This window comes from Lysobacter sp. Root604 (assembly GCF_001427505.1).
Classification (GTDB): domain Bacteria; phylum Pseudomonadota; class Gammaproteobacteria; order Xanthomonadales; family Xanthomonadaceae; genus Lysobacter.
In genome coordinates this window covers 1,287,542-1,308,749 of the sequence record NZ_LMGS01000001.1, presented here as the reverse complement: position 1 = coordinate 1,308,749, position 21,208 = coordinate 1,287,542, and the positions used below count along the sequence as shown (strand labels likewise).

Here is a 21,208-nt window from a genome sequence, read left to right as displayed (position 1 = left end):
GTGTCCTCGTCCTGCATCCTGATAGTGGAAGACGACGATCTGTTGCGCGAGGTCGTGGTCGAGGCCTTACAGGAAACGCACTACACCGTATTGTCGGCGTGCAACGGCCCGCAGGCCCTGGCCATGATCGACGCCCATGCGGAGATCGATGTGATCTTCAGCGACGTTAGCATGCCGCAGGGCGTGTCGGGAATCGACCTGGCCCATACCCTGCGCGCTCTCAAACCGAACCTGCGTTTCATCCTCGCCTCGGGCTACGCCAAGTCGCAATTGCCGCCGATGCCGGAAGGCGTGCTGTTCTTGCCCAAGCCGTACCGGGTGATGCAGTTGCTCGCGCTGCTGGATGCGCAAGAGGCCGGTTGAGCGCCATGCGTCCGACTCGGGACGCACGGGCCGACCGCGGCCGCCAGTAACGCGCGGATACAGGCGGCGATTGCTACGATGTACACACGATGTGCAAGCACACTCCCAAATCCATCGCCAAGCGTCTGGACGAGCTGGCCGAGCGGATGCCGCAATTGGTCGCCGATCACCCGGATGAGGGCGATTTTTGGGCGGCGTACGTCCGTGTTTCCAGCCCCATCGTTCAAGACGCGGGCGTGGTCAGCGAGCAGGCGCTGCTACACGCGCAAAGACGGCTAGAGGAGCTGCTGGCCGAGCACGACAAGATCGGATCGCTCGCGCCGCCGCCGGCTGTGGGAAGCGAGGTCGTGCCCGATTCGGATTGGTTGAGCCGAATCAGAAAGAGAAAGAAGAAGCGAATCTTCTAGCCGAGCCGAGCGGGCGGCCGCCATTGCGCCGCCCGCGCATGTCCGCGCCATCCGCCTTGTGCTGATCCGCCATCGTTCGCCGGTCGAGTCTTAACCCTTCATATAACCGCGCGCGCAATTCACGCCCTCGTACCCGCGCGAGCCTACTGTGGATTACCGACGCCGATGGGCGTCGGCCCCACAGGAGTAAGCAAGATGAGCGATGTCAAAAAAGACCACAGCGTCGGCGCGGGCACGGGTGCGGTAGCGGGCGCCATCGCGGGTGCCGCGGTCGGTTCCGCCGCCGGTCCCATCGGCAGCGCGGTCGGCGCGGTCGTCGGCGGCGTGGTAGGCGCCAAGGCCGGCGATTCGATCGCCGAAGCGGTCAATCCCACCGAATACACCGCCCACTTCCAGAGCGAGTACCAAAAGTCGCCGTCCTATGTGGCGGGCCGCGAATGGAGCGATTACCAGCCGGCCTATCAGTACGGCTACGACACCTACGGCGAGTACCGCGGGCAAACCTACGATGCGGTCGAAAGCGACCTGCAGCGCAAATGGGACGAAACCCGTCACGCCTCGCATCTGCCCTGGGACGAGGCCAGGCATGCGGTGCGCGATGGCTGGCATTACATCGAGCGCGCGATGCCGGGCGACGCCGACAAAGACGGCCGCTAAGCGCGCGGCAGCGGAAGCTCAGTGGAGTTGCGGGACCGCCATGCGGTCCCGTTTCTTTTTGCGAGGCCGACACCCTTGAGTCGTGCGCGCAGCGCGCTTGCGAATCGCAGCGGCGAAGGCGCTCGCGCGCGTCAGGGCAGGGGCGTGCTCCGGTCGCCGGCGTCGGCGTGCCTGGCCAAGCCGTGCGCGAGCAGCATCGCGTCCACGCGTCGCACTACGTGCGGCTGGTCTTCCGCACCGGCGCGCGCCAGGATCTGCGAGGCCAGCGCGTCGAATTGAGGCCAGAACTGCGCCGGGTGGCGCAGTTTCTCCAGCCAGGGCGGAAGCATGTCGGCCAGATGATCCAATTCGGCATCCAGCTCCGCGCGCACGCTCATGCCGGTGGGCGCGGCCATTGCAGCTCGACCTCATGCGCGGCGCCGTCGTCGATCAGCGGGAATGCGAGGTCGGCCTGCTCCACACCGTCCAATCGCAGCGACGCCGAGCCGCCGTCGCATTGGCGCACGCGGATCGAGTAGGCGCTGCTGCCGTGGCGGTACTGCAGGCGATACTCCGGCCATTCGGCGGGCAGGCAGGGACGCAGCGACAGCCGGTCGCCCTGGCGGTGCAGGCCCAGCAGGGATTCGGTGAGCAGGCGGTACATCCAGCCGGCCGAACCGGTGTACCAGGTCCAGCCGCCGCGGCCCACGTGCGGCGCCACGCCGTACACGTCCGCGGCCAGCACATACGGCTCCACCTTGTAGCGCTGCACGTCATCGGCGTCGCGTGCGTGGTGGATGGGGTTGATCATGCGCGCCAGTTCCCAGGCCCGCTCGGCATCGCCGCGGTGGGCGAAGGCCATCGCCGCCCATACTGCGGCATGCGTGTACTGACCGCCGTTCTCGCGCACGCCGGGCACGTAGCCGCGGATGTAGCCAGGGTCCTTGACGGTCTTGTCGAACGGAGGGTCCAGCAGCTGGATCAATCCGGCGTCGCGCCGGACCAAGTGGCGATCCAGCGAGGCCATGGCCTGGCGCGCGCGCTCGGGATCGGCCGCGTCCGACAACACCGACCAGCTTTGCGATATCGAGTCGATCGTGCATTCGTCGCTGGCGGTGGACCCCAGCGGCGTGCCGTCGTCGAACCAGGCGCGGCGATACCACTGCCCATCCCAGGCGTTGGCTTCGAGATTCTCGCGCAGGCGTTGCGCCTGTTCGCGGCAATAGCCGGCGAAGCTGTGGTCCGCGCGCGCCTGTGCGACCTCCGCGAAGGCCTCCAGGGTTTCGAACAGGAAGAAGCCCAGCCACACGCTTTCGCCGCGGCCGGCTTCGCCGACCCGGTTCATGCCGTCGTTCCAGTCGCCGGTGCCGATCAGGGGCAGGCCGCGCTCGCCCAGCAGGGCGCAGCCGCGCTGCAGGGCGAGCACGCAATGCTCGTAGAACGACTGCTGCAGGTAGGACGGCACCGGTAGGTCGTAGTAAGACTCCTCGTCCGGGTTGACCGGACGCCCCTCGATGTAGCGCACCTTCTCGTCCAGCACGCCTGTGTCGCCGGTGACCGTCAGGTAACGGCAGGCCGCCAGCGGCAGCCACAGGTAGTCGTCCGAACAGCGCGTGCGTACGCCGCGGCCCTGGGGCGGATGCCACCAGTGCAGCACGTCGCCGTGCGGGAATTGATGGGCCGCGCACAGCAGCAGATGTTCGCGGGTTAGGGCCGGCTTGGCGTGCACGCTGGCCATCACGTCCTGCAACTGATCGCGGAAACCGAAGGCGCCGCCGGACTGGTAGTAGCCGCTGCGCGCCACGTAGCGGCAGGCCAGGGTCTGGTACAGCAGCCAGCCGTTGGCCAGCGCGTCCACGCTGGGGTCGGGAGTCTGCACCTGCACGCTCGACAGCAGCGTGCGCCAGTAGATACGCACGCCGTCCAGCACATCGTGCGCCCAGCCGACGCCACGCACCTTGGCCGCTAGCCTCAAGGCTTCGCCGTGGTCCTTGCCCATGCCCAGGCGGAACACCGTCTCGCTTTGCTCGCCGGCGGCCAGCACGATCGGCACCTGGATCGCGGCGCAGGGGTCCAGGCCCACGCCCAAGCGGCCGGACAGACGCTCGCGCCGCAGTGCCGCCGGCTCGCCCAGGCTGCCATTGCGGCCGAGGAACTCGGTGCGGTCGGCGGTATAGCTGCAGCCGTTGGCGTCGGTGTCGAAGAAGGCGACGCGGCCGTTGAATTCGGTGTTGTAGGGATTGCGCGCGGTCAGTACGCCGTTTTCGGCGTTGAGTTCGCTGACCACGTGCATCTGCGACTTGCCGCGCAGGTCGCCCAACACCCATTCCACATAGCCGGTGGCGGACAGCCGGCGCGCGCGGCCGGACAGGTTGCGCACCTTCAGCACCGAGTACTTCACTGCGTCCTCGACGCCCACGTACACCCACAGCTCGCTGGCGATGCCGTCCTCGAGGTGTTCGTAAACGCTGTAACCGAAGCCATGGCGGGTGCGGTAGTCGCCGCGCCCGCGGCAGGGCAGCGGCATCGGCGACCACAGCCGCCCGCTGTCTTCGTCGCGCAGGTAGAAGGCCTCGCCGGCGCTGTCGGCGACCGGGTCGTTATGCCATGGCGTCAGGCGGAATTCGTGCGCGTTCTCGAACCAGGTGTAGCCCGGGGCGCTCTCGCTGACCACGGTGCCGAAGTTCGCGTTGGCCATCACATTGCACCATGGCGCCGGCGTCGGCGCGCCTTCGCGCGAAACGATCACGTACTCGCGGCCATCGGCGGAGAACGCGCCGGTGCCGTTGTCGAACAGGAACTCCTGAGCCACCGCGTCGAACGGCCAGACGTCCTCGGCTTGGTCGTCGTGCCTGGGCGGCAGACCGTTTGATGCGTCCGTATCGGCGACCGCGGCCAGCTCCGCCGTAGCTTCCGGCAGCAGGGCGGGGATCGCCCGTTCCGGAGGCACGTGGCGGCCGATCTGGGCCGCCAGGGTGCCCTTCTGATCGTCGACGATCACGCGCGCCACCGACTGCAGCAGGATGCGATCCTCCTGCGAGATCTGCTGGGCCGGGCGCACGAAGATGCCGCCCGGCCGATCGAGAATGTTGCCTTCGGGGTCGGCCGAGACCATGCCCAGGATCAGGTCCTGCAATTGCTGGCGGTAGCCGGCCTGGCTTTCGTTCCAGATCACCAGGTCGGCGCGCAGGCCTTTGAGGCGCCAGTACGCGTGCGCCTGCACCATCTGCCGCACCAATTCGATGTTGTCGGCGTCGGCGATGCGCAACAGCACGATGGGCAGGTCGCCGGAGATCGCATGGCCCCACAGGCCGGATTGGCCGCGCTGATTCTGCAGCAACACCGCCGGGTCGGCGCGCAACAGGGGATGGGCGTACACGATCAGGCCGGCCAGGCGCTCGTACAGCTGCGCGTCGGCCTGCGAGGCGTTGATCTGGCGGCGCACCACCTGGCTGTGCGTCCAGGCCAGGTCGAACACGCGGTCGGCCAGGCGACGGTCGCGGTACTTGTCGACCAGTCCCATGCAGGCGTCGCGATCCGCGCCTACGCCGGTGACCATGTCGATCATCGCGGTCTGCCCGGGCGCCAGTTCGATCCGGCAGCGGATCGCCACGATCGGGTCCAGCACCGAGCCTTCGGTATCCGACAGCGCCACGTCGATCGACAGCGCGCGCGGCGTGCGCGGGGTGTTGCCGCGGCCGAGGAAGCGCGCACGGTCGGTCTCGTAGGAAATCGCTCCGATATCGGCGTCGTGCGCGGCGACCAGGTGGAACATCCACGGCGGCACTTCGTCATGCGAGCGCGGGCGTCGCGTGCACAGCAGCGCCTGCTTCTGCCTGAGGATCTCCGACTGCACGAACAGATTGCTGAAGGCCGGATGCAGTTCGTCGGCGATCGCCGGAGCCAGCACGACTTCGGCGTAGGTGGTGATCTCGATGGTGCGCGTTTGCCGGCTGCGATTGCTCAGGCGCAGCCGGCGCAGCTCGATGTCGTCCTCGGCCGAGATCGCGATTTCCAGGTGGCTCTCGTAGCCGCGCTTGCGCCCGCGGAACTCAGCCTTGGCGTCGGAGAAGATCGCCTCGTACTGGTCCACCTGCACCCCGGTCGGCTGCAGCGCGGCCGACCAGAACTCGCCGCTGTCGACGTCGCGCAAGTAACAGAAGCTGCCCCAATGGTCGCGGGTACCGTCCTCGCGCCAGCGCGTGACCGCCATGTCCTGCTGGCGGCTGTAACCGCCGCCGGCGCTGGTCAGCAGGCCGTGATAGCGCCCGTTGGACAGCAACTGCACGGCCGGACGGGTCGTGCCGGGATTACGGAAGATCCGCAGCTGGGTTTCGGTTTCGCCGGCCGCGCCGCGCGAACCCAGGGTTTCGGCCTCGTGCGGATGGAACACGCCGGTATGCGGGATGCGTTCCTGCAACAACAGCAAGGTGGCCTGGAACTCGGCGTCGGCGACGAAGCGCCGCTGCATGGGCTGGTGGCGCAGCAGATGGTCCAGCGAGAGCAGACCCATGCCCTGGTGGTGGGCCATGAACGAGCGCACCACCACGCAGTCCTGGCCGTGCGGCACGCGCGCCGGCGTGTAGTCGATCGCTTCGTACAGGCCGAAGTCGCCGCCGAAACCTTGCGCGGTCAGCCGCTGCAGGTTCTGGCAGGCGGCTTCCGGCGCCACCATCAGCGCCATCATGCTGGCGTAGGGCGCGATCACCAGGTCCAGCCCCAGACCGCGCTTGAGGCCCAGGCCCGGCACCCCGAACGCGCGGTACTGGTAGTTCATGCGCGCATCGACGGTGTTGTAGCCGGACTCGGACACGCCCCAGGGCACGGCGCGCTGCGCACCGTGCGCGATCTGCGCATCCACCGCGTGGCGCGAGGTCTGGTCGAGCAGGGTGTCCGGATAGCTGGGCATCACCAGTTGCGGCATCAGGTACTCGAACATCGAGCCGCTCCACGACAGCAGCGTGGCGTCGCCGTTGACCTCGGTCAGCAGGCGTCCCAGCGCGAACCAGCTGTCCTGCGGCAACTGGCCTTGGGCGATCGCCACGAAGCTGCACAGCCGCGCCTCGGAGGCCAACAGATCGTAGTAGCCGGCGTCCAGGCGATGCTCGTCCACGTTGTAGCCGATCGACAGCAGATGGCGTGCGCGGTCGTAGAGGAATTCGTATTCCATCAACGAGAACTGCCCGGCGACGTGCGCGAGGCGTTCGAGTTCGTGGACGCGTGCGCGCGCGCGCTCCTGCGCCGTGGCGTTGGAGGATCGGGCCTGCAATTCGCGCAGGCTGGGGATGGGCTGGCTTTCGTCGCCATCGGTCGGCAGCGGCAGCAGACCGAAATGCCGCAGCTCGGCCAGCGCGGAGCGACAGGCGGCGGCCAAGGCGTGGACCCAGTGATCGGCGATCGGGTCCTCGCTCGCGGGCCAAACCGCCAGCACCTGGTCGGCGTGCGCGAGCAGTTCGGTCAGAGCGCGTCCGGCGTCGCCCACGGTGACGGGCGCCTGTTCGAGTAGTGGATCGAGGGTGGCGCGCAGATCGGCCAGGGCGCGCGTCAGGGCCTCGCCGTCGAGACCGGCCGCGCGTTGGGTTTCCTCCAGCACGCCCAGGGTGTCGGCCAAGCCGGCATAGGTGCTGGGCGCCAGTACTGGTGCCTCGATCAGCGCCAGCAGGCCCTGGCGCAAGGTCAGCAGATGGCCGGCGAGGTTGCCGCTGTCGACCGTGGAGATGTAGCGCGGCGGCAGCGGCTGCAGCGTTTCGGTGTCGTACCAGTTGTAGAAATGGCCGCGGTGGCGCGGCAGTGTCTCCAAGGTGGCGAAGACCCGGCGGGTGCGTTCCAGCACGCCGTCGGTCTGCAGATAGCCGAAGTCGTAGGCCGACAGATTGGCCAGCAGCGACAGGCCGATGTTGGTCGGCGAGGTACGGCGCGCGACCACCAGGGCGGGGTGCTCCTGCACATTGTCCGGCGGCAACCAGTGGTCCTCGGCGCGCACGTAGGTTTCGAAGAAGCCCCAGGTGCGGCGCGCCAATCGGCCCAGGAACGCCAGCTGCGTGGACGACAGATCGGCATCGCGCTGGGGCGGCGGATGGCCCAGCCAGGCCATCAGCGCGGGCGACAGCAGCCACAAGCCCAACAGGGGCAGAGCCAGCCATAGCGAGGTGGGCCGCACGGCGACCAACAACGCCGCCGCGGCGACGGCGAACAGCGGCGCGGCGAGCATGCCGCGCAACTCCGCGCCCATGCCGCTGCCCAGGCTGCGTTCGACCTCGCTGGACGGATTCCACTGCAGCAGATGGCGACGGCTGATCGTCAGCCGCCACAGCGTGCGCGCGATCGCGCCCAGGCTCAGCAGGGCTTCGTAGGGCAGACAGGCCAGGCCGACCGCGGCGCGCTGCAATTGCAACAGCGTGGACTTGCCCACTCTGAGCAGATGGCTCTCCAGCGGCATATCCACCGGCACGACGAAGGCTTCGCGCACCGCCGGCAGCAGCACCGGCAACAGCCACAGGCACAGCAGCCATCCGGTCCAGGCCAGCGGATGCGCCGAGTACAGCCAGCCCCACAGCAGCAGGGCGGTGGCGGCGGCCGGCACCAGGCTGCGGCGCAGGTTGTCGAGCAGCTTGCCGCGCGACAGCCACGACAGCGGATTGCGCTCGTAGCCGCCCTGCGCGCGCGGCACCCAGGGCAGCAGCCAGGGCAGCAGTTGCCAATCGCCGCGTATCCAGCGGTAGCGCCGCTTCGCATCGGCGGCGTAGCGCGAGGGGTAGTCCTCGAACAGGCGCACGTCGCTGACCAGTCCGGCGCGCGCGTAGCAGCCTTCCAGCAGATCGTGGCTGAGGATGCGGTTGTCGGGGAAGCGATCGGCCAGCGCCGCTTCGAAGGCGTCGACGTCGTAGATGCCCTTGCCGACGAAGGAGCCTTCGCCGAACAGGTCCTGGTACACGTCCGATACGGTGCGGGTGTAAGGATCGATACCCGGTTCGCTGCCGAACATGCGCGCGTAGCGGGTGCTACGGCGTCCGCTCTGGCTGGTGCCCACGCTGGGCTGGAGGATGCCGTAGCCGCGCACCACGCGGCCGCGCTGGGCGTCGTAGCGGGCGCGGTTCAAGGGATGCGCGAGGGTGCCGACGAACTCGCGCGCGGCGTCGCGCGGCAGGCGGGTGTCGGTGTCCAGGGTGATCACATAACGCACCTGGCTCAGCGCCTCGGTGTTGCCGGTCACTTGCAGGAACTCGTCCTGCGCGCCGCCGCGCAGCAGGCGGTTCAGCGCCGCCAGCTTGCCGCGCTTGCGTTCGTAGCCCATCCAGCGGCGTTCGCGCGGATTCCACTGGCGCGCGCGATGGAACAGGAAGAAGCGGTCGCCGTCTTCGGGCGCATAGCGCTCGTTGAGGGTCGCTATCCGCTGCGCGGCCCGCGCCAGCAGCGCATCGTCGGCCGGCAGGCTGGCCTGGTCGGCATCCAGAAAATCGCTGAGCAGGGCGAAATGCAGGTGGCGGTCGCGATTGGCCAAAAAGCGCACTTCCAGGCCCTCGGCCAGGCTGTCCACCGCGTCGGCGCTGCTGAGCATGCATGGCACCACCACCAAGCTGCGGGCCTGCGCCGGTATGCCCTCGGAATAGTCCATGCGCGGCAACGGCCGCGGCGCGACCAGCAGGGTCGCGATCCAGTTGACCAGGGCGATGCCCAGTTCGCTGTAGGCGATCGCCGCCAGCACGGCCAACAGCCACAGCGTCGCCGGGTGCTGCGGCAGTTCGGAGCGGTGCGAGAGCAGGCCCCATGCGAACAGGCCGGTGACGGCGGCGATCGGCGCCAGGTAGGCGCCAAGCGGAATGCGCGCGGGGCGCAGGCGCAAGGGCCGGCGATCGGGCCCGGACGCGGCCACCGCCGCCCGGGTCAGGGGCACGCCGTCGTCGACCAGGTAGTAGCCGACATGCGCCTGGGTGTCGTCGGGCGCGGTCGCTGCGGCGCGCGAACGCGCCAGGCCCAGTACCAGCTCGGCGACCTCCGGTTCGCTGGCGCCGCTCAGGCGCGCCATCTTCTCGATCACGTGGCGGTAGCCGTCGCGCGTGCTGAAGTCCATCAGGGCGTAGGTGCCCGCGGGGTCTTCGCGCAAGCGATGTTCGACCACGCTCATGTCTTCGACGAACTCGCGCCAATCCATGGTGGCCAGGAAGCGCAGGCTGCCGATGCTGTTGCTGATCGAAACCTGGTCGGCGGCTTGCTGCTGGCTTTCCAGATGCACCAGTTCCTCGATACTCTGGCCGCCGTCGACGACCCACTGTTCCAGCCAGGTGATCGGCATCGAGAACGCGCCGCCGCGGCCCTGTAACCCGCGCGTGAGCTCGGACACGAAGGCGCCGGTGAGCGGCGGCTGCGAGCGCGCCATGTCGGCGACCATCAGCACCACGTCCTTGGGGTTGTCGGCGGCGGTGCGATTGAGCAGATCGGCCCACTCGCGCGCCAGACGGTGGTCGGCGCCGTCGCGCATGACCCGCACGGCCATGCGGCGCAGGTTGTCGAGCAGCGCCAGGCGCAACATGATCGGGATGGCCCACAGCTCGCCCAGCTTCAGCGGGGCGACCGACTGATAGGCGGCGACGAAGCGGCCGATGGTTTCGGCGTCGATGCGGCCGTCGCCGTGGGCGATGGCTTCCAGCGACAGGTCGTAGACGCGCGGCAGGCCGCTGGAGGGCCCCTGGCTCAGCGAGGGCAATTGTCGGCTATAGCCCTTGGGCAGATGCCGGCGCGCGGTGTGGATCTGTTCTTCCACCAGGTAATAGTTGTCGAGCAACCATTCGCCTGCCGGTGTGATGCGCATTTCGTCCTGCACCATGCGGGTGAGCAGGGTGGAGGCGTCGTCGAGCAGGCCTTCGTTCTCTTCCAGGCGACGCAGCAGCAGTTCCGGACCGGCGCGCGCGTGCAGCCGGTGCGAAGTCGCCAGGGCGCGGCCGTGCAGTTCCATCTGCTCGGCGTTGAACAGTTGCGATCGCAGGGGTTCTTCGGACGTCAGCGTGCGCTGGGTCGCTTCGCGGCGCCAGCGCCATAGGCGCCTGCGCAGGCGCAACCAATGACTGAACATCCTCCATAACTGAGGCATCGGAGACCTAAACAAGGGCGATCAGTCGCCGAGGCCTCGATCCTGGCATCTATCGCGGTACAACAAGGTGAAAATCGATCGGTCGCTTGCTTGCGCAGGCTCGCAACGCACGCGGCATCGCCGCGCTAGCGATCGTGGGTCCATGCATCGTGGATGCAGGCTGCGCCGCCCGTAGGCGCGCTTACGCGATCAACGGTGCGGCGGATGGCCGCATATAGCGTATGGTCAAGACATGATGCACGAATTCCTCACTGCGAACCGGATCGAGTTGATCGCACGGTGCCGTGAGAAGGTCGCTCAGCGCGGGACGCCGGGTGCGTCCGAGGAAGAGCTCGCATACGGCATCAGCACTTTCCTGGATCAGCTGATCAAGACGCTGGTGGTGGAAAAGACCGCCACGCCGATGCGCAGCCGGGAAGTCTCGGGGCCTTCCGGCGGCGGACAGCCGAACTTGTCGGAGATCGGCGAATCCGCCACCCAGCACGGCCGCGAGCTGCAGCGCCACGGCTTCACCGCCGAGCAGGTGGTGCACGATTACGGCGATCTTTGCCAATCGATTTCGGATTTGGCGATGGAACGCGGTCAGGCCATCGAAGTCGACGAATTCCGCACTCTCAATCGCTGCCTGGACAACGCCATCGCCAATGCGGTCACCGAGTTCGGCTACCAACGCGACTTCGTGATCGCCGACCGCCAGGCCATGCATCTGAACGAGCGCCTCGGATTCCTGGCGCACGAGCTACGCAACCAGCTTTGCACCGCGACGTTAGCCCTTTCCATCATCAAGCAAGGCAACGTGGGCTTGTCGGGCGCGACCGGCGGGGTGCTGGATCGCGCGCTGGTCGGCTTGGGCAATCTGATCGATCGTTCGCTGGCGGAGGTGCGGATGACGGCGGGGTTGCCGATTCAGCACCGTTTGTTCTCGCTGGCCGACTTCATCGCGGAGGTGAAGCAATCGGCCTCGCTGGAAGCGCAGGTCGTCGGCTGTTCCCTGACCGTATCGGATGTCGATCCGCTGCTGGCGGTGGACGTGGATCGCGACCTGTTGCTGTCCGCCGCCGGCAATCTGTTGCAGAACGCGTTCAAGTTCACGCATCCGGGCAGCGAGGTGGTGCTGAACGTCTACGCCTTGTCCGATCGCATCTTCATCGACGTGCAGGACCACTGCGGGGGGCTGACACCCGGTGCCGCCGAAGATCTGTTTACGCCGTTCACGCAGGGCGCCGCGGATCGCAGCGGCTTGGGACTGGGCTTGTCCATCGCGCGCCGCGGCGTGGCAGCCAATCACGGCACGCTGGGCGTGCGCGACCTGCCGGGCGTCGGATGCGTATTCACGATCAATCTTCCGCGGCATGCCGTGGCGGCGTAGCGCGTGTTTCGAAGGTCGCCACGACCGCCTCAGGGCCAGGTCGTCGGGGAGCCGATGTTCGCGGGCGAAACTCCGGTCGTTGGCAAGCCCGGCAGCTTCGCTGAAGAACGCCCGGCCGCTGCGCGAGTAAGGCCTATAATGCGCGGATGGATTACCAGCTCATCATCAAGCTGTGGCGCAAGTCGCTGACAGACGAGACCTTTTTGACCACGCTGGAAAGCCAGCTGAAGGCGGCCTTGGGCGACACCGTGGAGCTGGAGGGCTACGACGTCAGCCCGAAAGAGATCAATGTGTTCATGACCACGGCCGATCCGCGCCATTCTTTCCGGCGCGCCCGCAGCGTGCTGGAGACACTGGGCGTGGCGCAGGGCGTGTCGGCCGCCTTCCGTCTCGTCGGCGGCGCCAGTTTCACCTCGATCTGGCCGCTGCGCGCGATGCGCAAGTTCACGCTGCCGTAGAACAGGCGCGAGGCCAGGGCGCCGGTGCGCGCTGCGCCAACGCTGAATCCGGACCCCAGTCACGGATCGCGCCCCGAATGAAGCGAGACCGCCTTGAACTTGCGCGGAACATCTCGCTAGGGTCGTAAGCGTTCGCTGTCCGTTTCCGGTCGCGGCTTGCGTTGGACGATGGTCGGGCGCGCGAAAGCCCTGCGGGCGGTTGTCGCCGGTGCAGGCGCGGCCCGGTGCGCCGATGTGCCGCCCCAGACGGAGTCCGCCACGAGCTCAGGGAGACGTCCGCATGACCCGCAGTCGGTTCGACCTTAAGCGCGCGAAGGTGGGGGCAGGGCGGTGGTCGCCCGCGGAGCTCGTAGGCAGGCCTACGCGTATCGCCTGGCGCGCCGCGGTTCGTTCGCTCGGTTCGGTTCACGCCCATTCGGAAATCCGCTCATGACCGAAGTCACGCCAGACCGCAGCGACTATCCGAACGACGATTTTCCTTACTACAACGCGAGGCCGGTCGCGATTTCGGGCGCGCAGTGGCTGTTCGTGCTGCTCATGGTCGCGATCGGCTTCGCAGTGCTGGCGGCGCCCATCCCCTTGTTCCGCGATGGCTGGGGCCAATTCATTCCCGCGGTCGCGTTCTTCGCGATTCCGCTGCTGGGCCTGGCGATCGTCGCCCCGCATCACTGGACCGCCGTCTTCCGTCGCGTCGGCTGGCGAGCGCTGCTGTGGATGCTCGCCTTCGCCGCGCTCAATCTGCTGGTCAGCCTGGCGGTCGGCCTGCTGGTCATGAAAGGCACCGGTGTCGCCAGTAATCCGGCCTTCGCCATCCTGGCCCAGCAAGGCACGGGCGAACGCGCCTTGTTCTTTCTCAAGACGCTGCCGCAACTGTTGGGCGAAGAAGTGCTGACCGTGCTGCCTTTGCTGGCGCTGACCTGGTACCTGCACAGCAAGCGGGGCTGGTCGCGTTCGCGCGCGCTGCTGGCGGCGTGGCTGGCGACCGCGGCCATGTTCGGCGCGTTGCATCTGCCCACCTACGGCTGGAACCTGCTGCAGTGCCTGGTCGTGATCGGCAGCGCGCGGTTGGTGCTTACGCTGGCCTATCTCAAAACCAAGAACCTGTGGGTGTCGTTCGGCGCGCATGTGATCAACGACTGGTCGCTGTTCGGTATCGGCCTGCTCGGCGCGAGCGCGAGCGCCGTGTGAGCTTGCCGGTGCGGTTCGCGGCGGGCGCCGAAGTATGGGTACCGAGTTTTCACCGGATCGAGGTGGGCAAGATGGCAAAAATACGCGCACCGCCATCGACGCCATCGACGTTCGGGTTTCATTGGCGGGCGCACGGGCATCATCAGCTCCGTGCGTCCGATCGCCGCAACGCGCTTCCCCCAACCCAAGGAGTTCCCAAGATGAAATGGATCCTCGTCTCCACCGCCGCCGCCGCGTCCCTGTTCGCCTGCAATGCCTACGCCGGCCTGCCGCAGCTCAACGGCACCTGCCCGGGCAAGCTGTCGGTACACGCCGACGAAGGCGGTCCGGTGTACGTCAACGGCAAGGAAACCAAGCTCAAGCGCTTCAACGACAACTACTACGAAGCCAAGGACGCCGCCAGCGGCGTGACCTTGTCGATCAGCATCAATCCCGACGGCTCGCCCAGCCTGTCCTACACCGGCAAGAACCGCGCTAACGGCGTGTGCCAGCTCGGTGCCGCCGCCGCCGCGCAGCCCGCGGCCGCGCCCAAGACCGGCGCGCGCGAATCGCATCCGGCCGCCGAGAAGGCCTGCCTGGCCGCGGTCGCCAAGACCACCAACGTCCAGGCGAACACCCTGTCGGTGATCAGCGCCGAGTGGAGTCAGGCCGGCACGGGGGTCAAGGTCAAGGTGCCGGGCGCCGACGCGCCGTGGGCCTGCATGGTCGACGACAAGGGCAAGGTCTGGAACGTCAGCTACACCGGTTCGGAAGGCAAGCTCTAAGCCGAAGATCGGTTTGAGACGCCGCGCGATCGGCAAGATCGCGCGGCGTGCGGGCTCAGGCCGTGGCCTGGGCGGCCTCGTCGATCAGCGCGGCGACTTCGGCTGGCTGCGAGGCCAGCGAGGCGTGGCTGGCCGCCAGTTCTATCACCTTGCGCGCGCCCATTCGCGCCGACATGCGCTTTTGGTTCTCGGGCGCGATCATGCGGTCCTGGCTGGAGATCTGATACCAGGACGGCTTGTGTTTCCAGGCCGGCGCGCTCACCGCATCGCCGAAGGTGCTGGCCAGCGGCGCCTTCTGGGTGATGCCCATGACGTAGCCCTCGTCGGGCGTGAGGTCCTGGCAGAAGCTTTCATGGAACTTGTCGGCCTGCACCCACAGGTAGCCGTCGCTGTCGGGCGCCAGGTTCGAGGCCGCGATCGGCACGTGCTCCTGGGTGATGCCGCCGGGACTTTCGCCGGCATCCGGCGCGAAGGCGGCGATGTAGACCAGGGCGACCACGTTGGGCAGGTTGCCCGCTTGGCTGATCACCGCGCCGCCGTAGGAATGCCCGACCAGCACCACCGGCCCGTCGACCTGGGCGACCATCTTGCGGGTGCGCTCGGCGTCGTCGGCCAGCGAGGTCAGCGGCAGCTCGACCGCGCGAATCGAGCCATAGCCCTGGCGCTTGAGCTCCAGGATGACCTTGTTCCAATGGGCGGCGCCGCCCCAGAAACCGTGTACCAGCACCACCGTGGGCTTGCCGCTCATGATCGCTCTCCTGACGTTGGGGGCGCCGACGGTGTGCCGGCAGGGCCGGTCGGCGCGGCCTTGGCGGGCGGACATCGGTCGAGCCGTAGGCGGCGGGGAGCGGATCCGTGCGGTGGCCGGTGCGATGGCGGTCGAGCGGTGCGGCCCGCACAGACTCGATCCGGGCGCGTTAAATCCGGGCGAAATGTGGCGTAGCTGTGGATGCTGAGATAGGCGGGCGACGGACCCTGACGCAGGGGCGGACGCAGGCCACGAGCCGCGTCGCGATCGCGTCGTGTCCGGATACGCCGCGCCCGCGACGCCGGCGCCTATCCGCGGCCGCGTGATCGGTCCCGCGCGCGGACCTGCGCGCCTGATCTCGCCCCATGCGACGCGCACGGCGCAGCCTCGACGCAACGGCCGTCGTGCCGATGGGAGGGAGGTGCGATCCGCGCCGGTCAGGCCCCGCGCTGGCTCAATGGCCGTCCAGCAGCTCGATCAGGGCGCGCCGCTTCTTGCGCGACAGCTTGCGCATCAGGCCCATCAGGCGCAGTTCGTCGGGGTCGCTGTATTTGGTGGTCTGGTCGCGCACCGACAGCGACTTGCCTTCGATGGTGCCGCGGCCGGTGGCCAGCCATTCGAAGCTCACATGCTGCTGCACCGCGATCGAGAGCATGCGCTCCAGCTCGGGCAGGGCCAGGCCGATCAGCCATTTGCGCGCGGTCTCGCGGCTGACGCCGTAGTAGGAGGCGAGCGCGCCGGTGCGGGCGCGGCCCTTGGCGAAGCCGGAGAAATCCAGCGCCTGATGCAGGCGGCGGGCGAATTCGTCGTGGGGTGTATTGCTCATGCGGTACCGCCTGTGCGTCCTGCCAGGCTCGATCGGTTGTCCGTCACCGGGTGTCCACTCGTTCTTGCGCGGGAGAGCGCAACTCATTCTTGCGCATCTTGTGGAAACGAATCACACTTTTTGGGTGTTGTATTTCGCTATTTCAGGTTGTATATTGCGGTGGCGTAGACGACGATAGGGATGTCGTGGCCGATACAGCTCGTGCAGTACCAGCCGCAAGCGCGGAAGGCGGAAATTCCCGCGAAAACCCGATCCAGCGTTATGTCGCCTGCTTCGCGACAGTCGGGTTGGCGGCCAAGGCCGCCGGTGTGTCCACAGAAATGCTGCGTCAAATGCGTATTCGTGGCTTCGTTTCTACGCGCAACCGAGCTTTGCGCATGGCCGAGGCTTGCGCCGGGCGGGTCAGCGCGGTCGAGTTGATGGCGCTGCCGCGTCGGGCCGGGCGGGGCTGATGCCGATGGGCCGGCCGGACCCGCGGGCCGAGGCGCCCGGACGCGAATCCGACACCACCGCCCTGGTGGCGGTCGCGGCGGCCGAACCGGCGTCGCCGCTGCGCGCGGACTGGGCCGATGCCTCGTCCGTGGCGGCCGGTCTGGCCGCGGCGCTGGCCTTGCTGATCGCGGCGGCGGCCTGCGCGCTGGCGGTGTCGATGCGGCGCCAACCCAGCTTGCCGGAGCTGGCCGAACGCGAAAGCGATAACGGCGACACGCTGTTGTGGCTGGCGCGCGAGATCGAGCGTCACGTCGCGCAGTCGGAGCAGGCCGGACGCAACGCCGGCGAGCAGCGGCGCTGGGCGCGCCTGTGCCGGCGCATCGCCGGCGAACATCTGGAGTGCGTGAACGCCTTGATGCTGGAGGGCCTGCGCCGCGAGGCGCCGTCGCCGTCCCGGCGCAAGGCGGCCGAACCCTAAGCGGCGGGCGTGCCGCAAACGTGCCTCGGCGCTGGCTCGGCTTGTATGCTCGCGCTATGAGCTCAATCCATTCGGACGATTCCGCCGCGGCACAGCTGTCCGGCCTGGTGCCGCGTCGCAGCTATCTGCTGGCCTTGCTGGTGCTGATCGGCGCGCTGGTGCTGGTGTTCACCACCTGGACCGTGGCGCGCGATCGCGAACTGCGCACCGCCGAATCGGAGTTTCAGGTCCAGACCGAGGTCATCACCGACCTGATGCGGCAGCGCCTGATCTATTACGAATTGGTCGCCGGCGGCGGCGTGTCGCTGTTCGCCTCGGTGGCGCGACCGACCCCGCAACAGTGGCGCGCCTACGTCGAGGGCATGAACCTGAGCCAGCGCTTCTCGGCGATGCTGGGGCTGGGCTTCGGCGGCTACGTGCGCAGCTCGCGTCTGCCGGACCTGCAAACCGAATGGCGCGAATCCGGCTACGGCCTGCTCGAGGTGCGGCCACGCGGCGTGCGCCGCGACTACGGCCCGATCCTGTACCTGGAACCCAAGACCGCGGCCAACGTGGCGGCGATCGGCTACGACATGTACTCCGAGCCGACCCGCGCGGCCGCGATGCTGGCGGCGCTGGAGTCCGGCCAACCGCAGCTGACCGGGCCGTTGCAACTCATCCAGGACGGAGCCGAGAAGCAGACCGGGCTGGTGCTGTACCTGCCGGTGTACCGCGGCGGCGATCGGCCGCAGAGCCTGGACGCGCGTCGCAGCTCGATGCAGGGCTGGGTCTACGTGCCGTTTCGCATGCAGCGTTTCGCCGAGAATTCGATGGGCGGCGCCTTCAAGGACGCGCGCTTCCGCGTCTACGACGTCGAAGGCGCCCGCAGCACCTTGCTGTACGCCAGCCCGCGCGGGCGCGACGAGGTGGAGTCGGCGTTCCGCCACTCGACCACGCTGGACGTCTACGGGCGGCGCTGGCGGTTGGAGTTCGAATCCAGCCCGCAGGCGCAGTCGGCGCCGCGCCTGGCCAGTCTGCAGAACATGCTGGCGCTGGGGTTGTTCGCCTCCCTGCTGCTGTACGCGGTAGCGCTGACCCTGGCCCGCACCGAGGCGCGCGCCCGCAAGATCGCCTTGCGCATGACCGAGGACTATCGCCGCAGCGAAACCCGTTTCCGCAGCGCGATGCGCTATTCGGCGATCGGCAAGGCCCTGCTGGACAGCGAAGGCCGCATCGTCGAGGCCAATCCGGCCCTGGTCGCGATCGTCGGCAACAACGAAGCGGCCTTGCTGGGCACGCGTTTCGATGCCCTGTTCGATAACGAGGACCACGAACTGATCGGCAAGGCCACCGGCCGCACCGACACCGACGGCGTGCACCGGGCGACGCGGCGCCTGCATCGTGGGGACGGGCTGGTGCGTCAGGTCCAACTGACCTATTCGCCGGTGCCCGGCAACGTCGGTCAGGACATCACCGGCCTGGTCCAGATCGAGGACGTGACCGAGCGCTTGCGCGCGGAGGCACGCGTGCACGCGCTCAACCGTACCCTGGAGGCGCGCGTGGCCTTGCGCACGCGCGAGCTGAGCGTGGCCAACCAGGAGCTGGAGGCGTTCGCCTACAGCGTCTCGCACGATCTGCGCGCGCCCTTGCGCGCGATCGAGGGCTTCAGCCGCATCCTGATCGAGAAACACGCCGCGCAACTCGACGACTCCGGCCGCGACTACCTCAGCCGGGTGCGCAAGGCGGCCGGGCGGATGGGCGAACTGATCGACGCCCTGCTGCAGATGTCACGTCTGGCGCGCAGCGAGCTCAAGTTCGATCGCATCGACCTGAGCAGGATGGCCGGAGAAATCGTCGAGGAGCTGCGCACCGCCGACCCGCAGCGCAGCGTCGAAGTCGAGATCGAACCCGGCCTGACCGTGGTCGGCGATGCGCCGCTGCTGCGTAACCTGCTCGCGAACCTGCTGGGCAACGCCTGGAAGTTCACCCGCGGCCAGGCTCAGGCGCGCATCGCGTTCGGCGCCACCACCAATGCGCAGGGGCTGACGGAGTTCCACGTACGCGACAACGGCGCGGGCTTCGCCCAGGAATACGTGGGCAAGTTGTTCCGGCCGTTCCAGCGCCTGCACACCGACAGCGATTTCCCCGGCCACGGCATCGGCCTAGCCTCGGTCAAGCGCATCGTCGAACGCCACGGCGGCAGCATCCGCGCCGAGGGCGTGGAAGGGAAGGGCGCGACGTTTACGTTTACCTTGCCGGGGGAGTAGGGGTTTGAACGTTTAGCGGTGCTGCGCATCGTTTGCGATTTGCCGTGTCGCTAATGTGCGCGGAATCGTTCGAGGTATGCCCGTAGGACCCTGCGCGGGTTCGCCTCGTTCCAAAAGCAAATCCCCCTCGATCCCCCTTTTTCAAAGGGGGAGGAAGCGCTATCGCGATAATGCTCCCCGAGTAGGTCTCGGTGAGCTGGTCGAAGTGTCGGCGGCCGGCTTGCGTCGCTTCGATGAGTAGGGGCCTGCATCGCGGCATGGTGCTGAAGTCACTGGATCCCCGCCTCCGCGGGGATGACGGATCGGGAGTGACTTAGCGGTCTAGGCTCTGGCCGAATCCCGAATCCCGAATCCCGAATCCGGCCCTCAAGCGTCGCGGTTATGGCGCCGCATCGTGCGTTGCTTTTCGCGCGCCCAATCCTTTTCCTTGCTGGCTTCGCGCTTGTCGTGGCTCTGTTTGCCCTTGGCCAGGGCGATCTCGGCCTTGACCTTGTTGCCCTTCCAGTACAGCGCGGTGAGCACCACGGTGTAGCCGTCGCGCTGGATCCGGCCGATCAGGTTGTCGATCTCGCGCCGGTGCAGGAGCAGCTTGCGGGTGCGCCGTTCCTCGGCCACGACGTGGGTCGAGGCGGAGATCAGCGGGTTGATCTGGGAGCCGTACAGGAACATCTCGCCCGCGCGGATGACCGCGTAGGCATCGGTGATGTTGGCGCGTCCGGCGCGGATCGACTTGAGTTCCCAGCCCTGCAGGGCCAGGCCCGCCTCGAAGCGTTCCTCGAGGTGGTAGTCGTGGCGCGAGCGCTTGTTCAGGGCAATGGTGCCGCCGGCGCCGCCCTTTCCTTTATCCTTGCCGGCCTTGTTGTTTGCATTTTTAGCCATCGCGCCATTGTCCCCGATTGCGCGGCCGCTAGCGAATATTCCATGCCGACCATCCGTCGTTCCGCCCTAGTCGAACATTCCGCCGCGCGCATGTACGCGCTGGTCAACGACGTCGCGGCCTATCCGCGGCGCTTCGACTGGTGCGAGAACGCGCAGGTGCTGGAGGCCAGCGACAGCCACATGGTGGCGCGGCTGGACCTGGGCCTGGGGGCGCTGCGGACCTGGTTCACCACCCGCAATACCCTGTCGCCGCCGCACCATATCGAGCTCAAGCTGGTCGACGGCCCGTTCCGCCAGCTCGGCGGGCGCTGGGAGTTCCACGCCCTGGACGAGTCGGCCTGCAAGGTCACCCTGACCCTGGAGTTCGAGCCGGCGGTGAAGCTGCTGGGCCCGGCGATGGCGATCGGCTTCCAAAGCCTGGCCGACCGCATGGTCGACGACTTCGTGCGGGTCGCCGATCGCGGGGACGAGGCGTGAAGATCGAGCTGGTCCGCGCCTGGCCGCGGCGGTTCGAGACCTGCGCGCTGGACCTGCCCGAGGGCGCGCGCGTGCGCGACGCGCTGGCCGCGGCGGGCTGGGCGCGGGACGAGGAGGCGGTGGCCTATGCGGTGTACGGGGTGCGCGTAGAGCACGACGCGGTCCTGCACGAGGGCGACCGGGTCGAGTTGCTGCGGCCCTTGCTGGCCGATCCCAAGGACGCACGCAGGCGCCGCGCGCAGGCGCGCGGTCCGCTCAAGGGCGGCGTGTCCAAGTAGGGGGCAGGCACCGCCTGGCGGTGCCGGAAACGCTGGAAACCGGAGAAGCGCGGCCTCAGCGGCGGCGCTTCTTGTCCTTTTCCTTGGCCAGGTTGCGGCCGAACTGCTTCGGCGCGGCCTTGGCGATCTGCTCGTCCTGCTCCGGGAAGTAGTCGCCGTCCCAGCGGGCCAGGGCGTCGTTCTCGAAGTACAGGACCAGGTTCTTCTTCTCGGTCCGCGCCAGGCGGCCGGTGCGCTGGGTCGCGGTGTAGTCCCAGCGATCGTGGTGGAACGGGTCTTCGATCGAAGGGCTGCCCAGCAGCAACTGCACCTGCTGCTTGGTCATGCCGGTCTGCAGCTGGTCGACCGCGGTCTTCTCGAGCAGGTTGCCCTGGTAGATCGGCTGCTTATAGAGAATGCCGCAACCGGAGGTGATCAAGGCGATCGAAAGGACGAGCAGGAGCTTGCGCATCGTGTGCTGGGACCTATGTCTGCGACGGGCGGGTAACGCGCCGATGATACACTGAAGGCCGCATCCACAAGGGGTGGACCGGGGCGCGCCGAGACGCGTTCATCCGCCGTTCCGGCCGCG

The 21,208-nt window shown here is 68.0% G+C and carries 17 protein-coding genes; 11 read left to right on the top strand and 6 right to left on the bottom strand.

Features of this window, described 5'->3' with window-relative positions:
* From ASD69_RS06035 to ASD69_RS06025, 3 genes are all read left to right on the top strand, one after another.
* Window positions 1-363, top strand: a complete 363-nt coding sequence (locus ASD69_RS06035; protein ID WP_056175013.1) for a response regulator — start codon at window positions 1-3, stop codon at window positions 361-363.
* A gap of 89 nt (window positions 364-452) precedes the next feature.
* Entirely contained in the window at window positions 453-770 is a 318-nt protein-coding gene (locus ASD69_RS06030; RefSeq protein WP_056175010.1) for a hypothetical protein, read from the top strand.
* A gap of 195 nt (window positions 771-965) precedes the next feature.
* On the top strand, window positions 966-1,427 hold the full coding sequence (locus tag ASD69_RS06025; protein ID WP_056175008.1) for a hypothetical protein: 462 nt from the start codon (window positions 966-968) through the stop codon (window positions 1,425-1,427).
* Window positions 1,428-1,558: 131 nt separating this feature from the next.
* Here the strand turns inward: ASD69_RS06025 and ASD69_RS06020 are convergent, their stop codons facing one another.
* Both ASD69_RS06020 and ASD69_RS06015 read right to left on the bottom strand, forming a co-directional pair.
* Window positions 1,559-1,822, bottom strand: coding sequence for a hypothetical protein (locus ASD69_RS06020; RefSeq protein WP_235567147.1), 264 nt, complete (start codon window positions 1,820-1,822; stop codon window positions 1,559-1,561).
* On the bottom strand, window positions 1,801-10,359 hold the full coding sequence (locus ASD69_RS06015; RefSeq protein ID WP_056176639.1) for a glycoside hydrolase family 94 protein: 8,559 nt from the start codon (window positions 10,357-10,359) through the stop codon (window positions 1,801-1,803). Before ASD69_RS06015 ends, ASD69_RS06020 begins: the two co-directional genes overlap by 22 nt.
* A gap of 367 nt (window positions 10,360-10,726) precedes the next feature.
* Here ASD69_RS06015 and ASD69_RS06010 point away from each other — a divergent pair, with 367 nt between their 5' ends.
* From ASD69_RS06010 to ASD69_RS21795, 4 genes are all read left to right on the top strand, one after another.
* A complete protein-coding gene (locus tag ASD69_RS06010) occupies window positions 10,727-11,863 on the top strand; it encodes a HAMP domain-containing sensor histidine kinase (RefSeq protein WP_200943944.1) in 1,137 nt (378 codons plus the stop codon).
* A 146-nt stretch (window positions 11,864-12,009) separates the two neighbouring features.
* Complete coding sequence (locus tag ASD69_RS06005) at window positions 12,010-12,321, top strand: hypothetical protein (RefSeq protein ID WP_056175006.1); 312 nt, start codon at window positions 12,010-12,012, stop codon at window positions 12,319-12,321.
* Between the two features lie 429 nt (window positions 12,322-12,750).
* Window positions 12,751-13,509 (top strand): CPBP family glutamic-type intramembrane protease, encoded by a 759-nt coding sequence (locus tag ASD69_RS06000; protein ID WP_056175003.1) that lies wholly within the window; start codon window positions 12,751-12,753, stop codon window positions 13,507-13,509.
* A 200-nt stretch (window positions 13,510-13,709) separates the two neighbouring features.
* A complete protein-coding gene (locus ASD69_RS21795; RefSeq protein ID WP_056175000.1) occupies window positions 13,710-14,273 on the top strand; it encodes a hypothetical protein in 564 nt (187 codons plus the stop codon).
* 55 nt (window positions 14,274-14,328) lie between these two features.
* On the opposite strand, the gene ASD69_RS05990 is transcribed toward ASD69_RS21795, so the two are convergent.
* Window positions 14,329-15,021 carry an alpha/beta hydrolase gene (locus ASD69_RS05990; protein WP_056174999.1) on the bottom strand — a complete coding sequence of 231 codons (693 nt, stop codon included), beginning with the start codon at window positions 15,019-15,021 and terminating at the stop codon, window positions 14,329-14,331.
* Window positions 15,022-15,475: 454 nt separating this feature from the next.
* Window positions 15,476-15,847 carry a helix-turn-helix domain-containing protein gene (locus ASD69_RS05985; RefSeq protein ID WP_056174996.1) on the bottom strand — a complete coding sequence of 124 codons (372 nt, stop codon included), beginning with the start codon at window positions 15,845-15,847 and terminating at the stop codon, window positions 15,476-15,478.
* A gap of 451 nt (window positions 15,848-16,298) precedes the next feature.
* On the opposite strand from ASD69_RS05985, the gene ASD69_RS05980 reads away from it, so the two are divergent.
* Window positions 16,299-16,757 (top strand): hypothetical protein, encoded by a 459-nt coding sequence (locus tag ASD69_RS05980; protein WP_056174993.1) that lies wholly within the window; start codon window positions 16,299-16,301, stop codon window positions 16,755-16,757.
* A 56-nt stretch (window positions 16,758-16,813) separates the two neighbouring features.
* Window positions 16,814-19,003 (top strand): CHASE domain-containing protein, encoded by a 2,190-nt coding sequence (locus tag ASD69_RS05975; protein WP_056174990.1) that lies wholly within the window; start codon window positions 16,814-16,816, stop codon window positions 19,001-19,003.
* A 366-nt stretch (window positions 19,004-19,369) separates the two neighbouring features.
* Here the strand turns inward: ASD69_RS05975 and smpB are convergent, their stop codons facing one another.
* Window positions 19,370-19,882 (bottom strand): SsrA-binding protein SmpB, encoded by a 513-nt coding sequence (smpB, locus tag ASD69_RS05970; protein WP_056174987.1) that lies wholly within the window; start codon window positions 19,880-19,882, stop codon window positions 19,370-19,372.
* A gap of 42 nt (window positions 19,883-19,924) precedes the next feature.
* On the opposite strand from smpB, the gene ASD69_RS05965 reads away from it, so the two are divergent.
* Window positions 19,925-20,359: a type II toxin-antitoxin system RatA family toxin gene (locus ASD69_RS05965; RefSeq protein WP_056174984.1), complete on the top strand. Its 435-nt coding sequence runs from the start codon at window positions 19,925-19,927 to the stop codon at window positions 20,357-20,359.
* Entirely contained in the window at window positions 20,356-20,637 is a 282-nt protein-coding gene (locus ASD69_RS05960; RefSeq protein ID WP_056174981.1) for an RnfH family protein, read from the top strand. Before ASD69_RS05965 ends, ASD69_RS05960 begins: the two co-directional genes overlap by 4 nt.
* Before the next feature lie 55 nt (window positions 20,638-20,692).
* Here the strand turns inward: ASD69_RS05960 and ASD69_RS05955 are convergent, their stop codons facing one another.
* Window positions 20,693-21,088: an outer membrane protein assembly factor BamE gene (locus tag ASD69_RS05955; RefSeq protein ID WP_056174978.1), complete on the bottom strand. Its 396-nt coding sequence runs from the start codon at window positions 21,086-21,088 to the stop codon at window positions 20,693-20,695.
* Window positions 21,089-21,208: the final 120 nt, after the last annotated feature.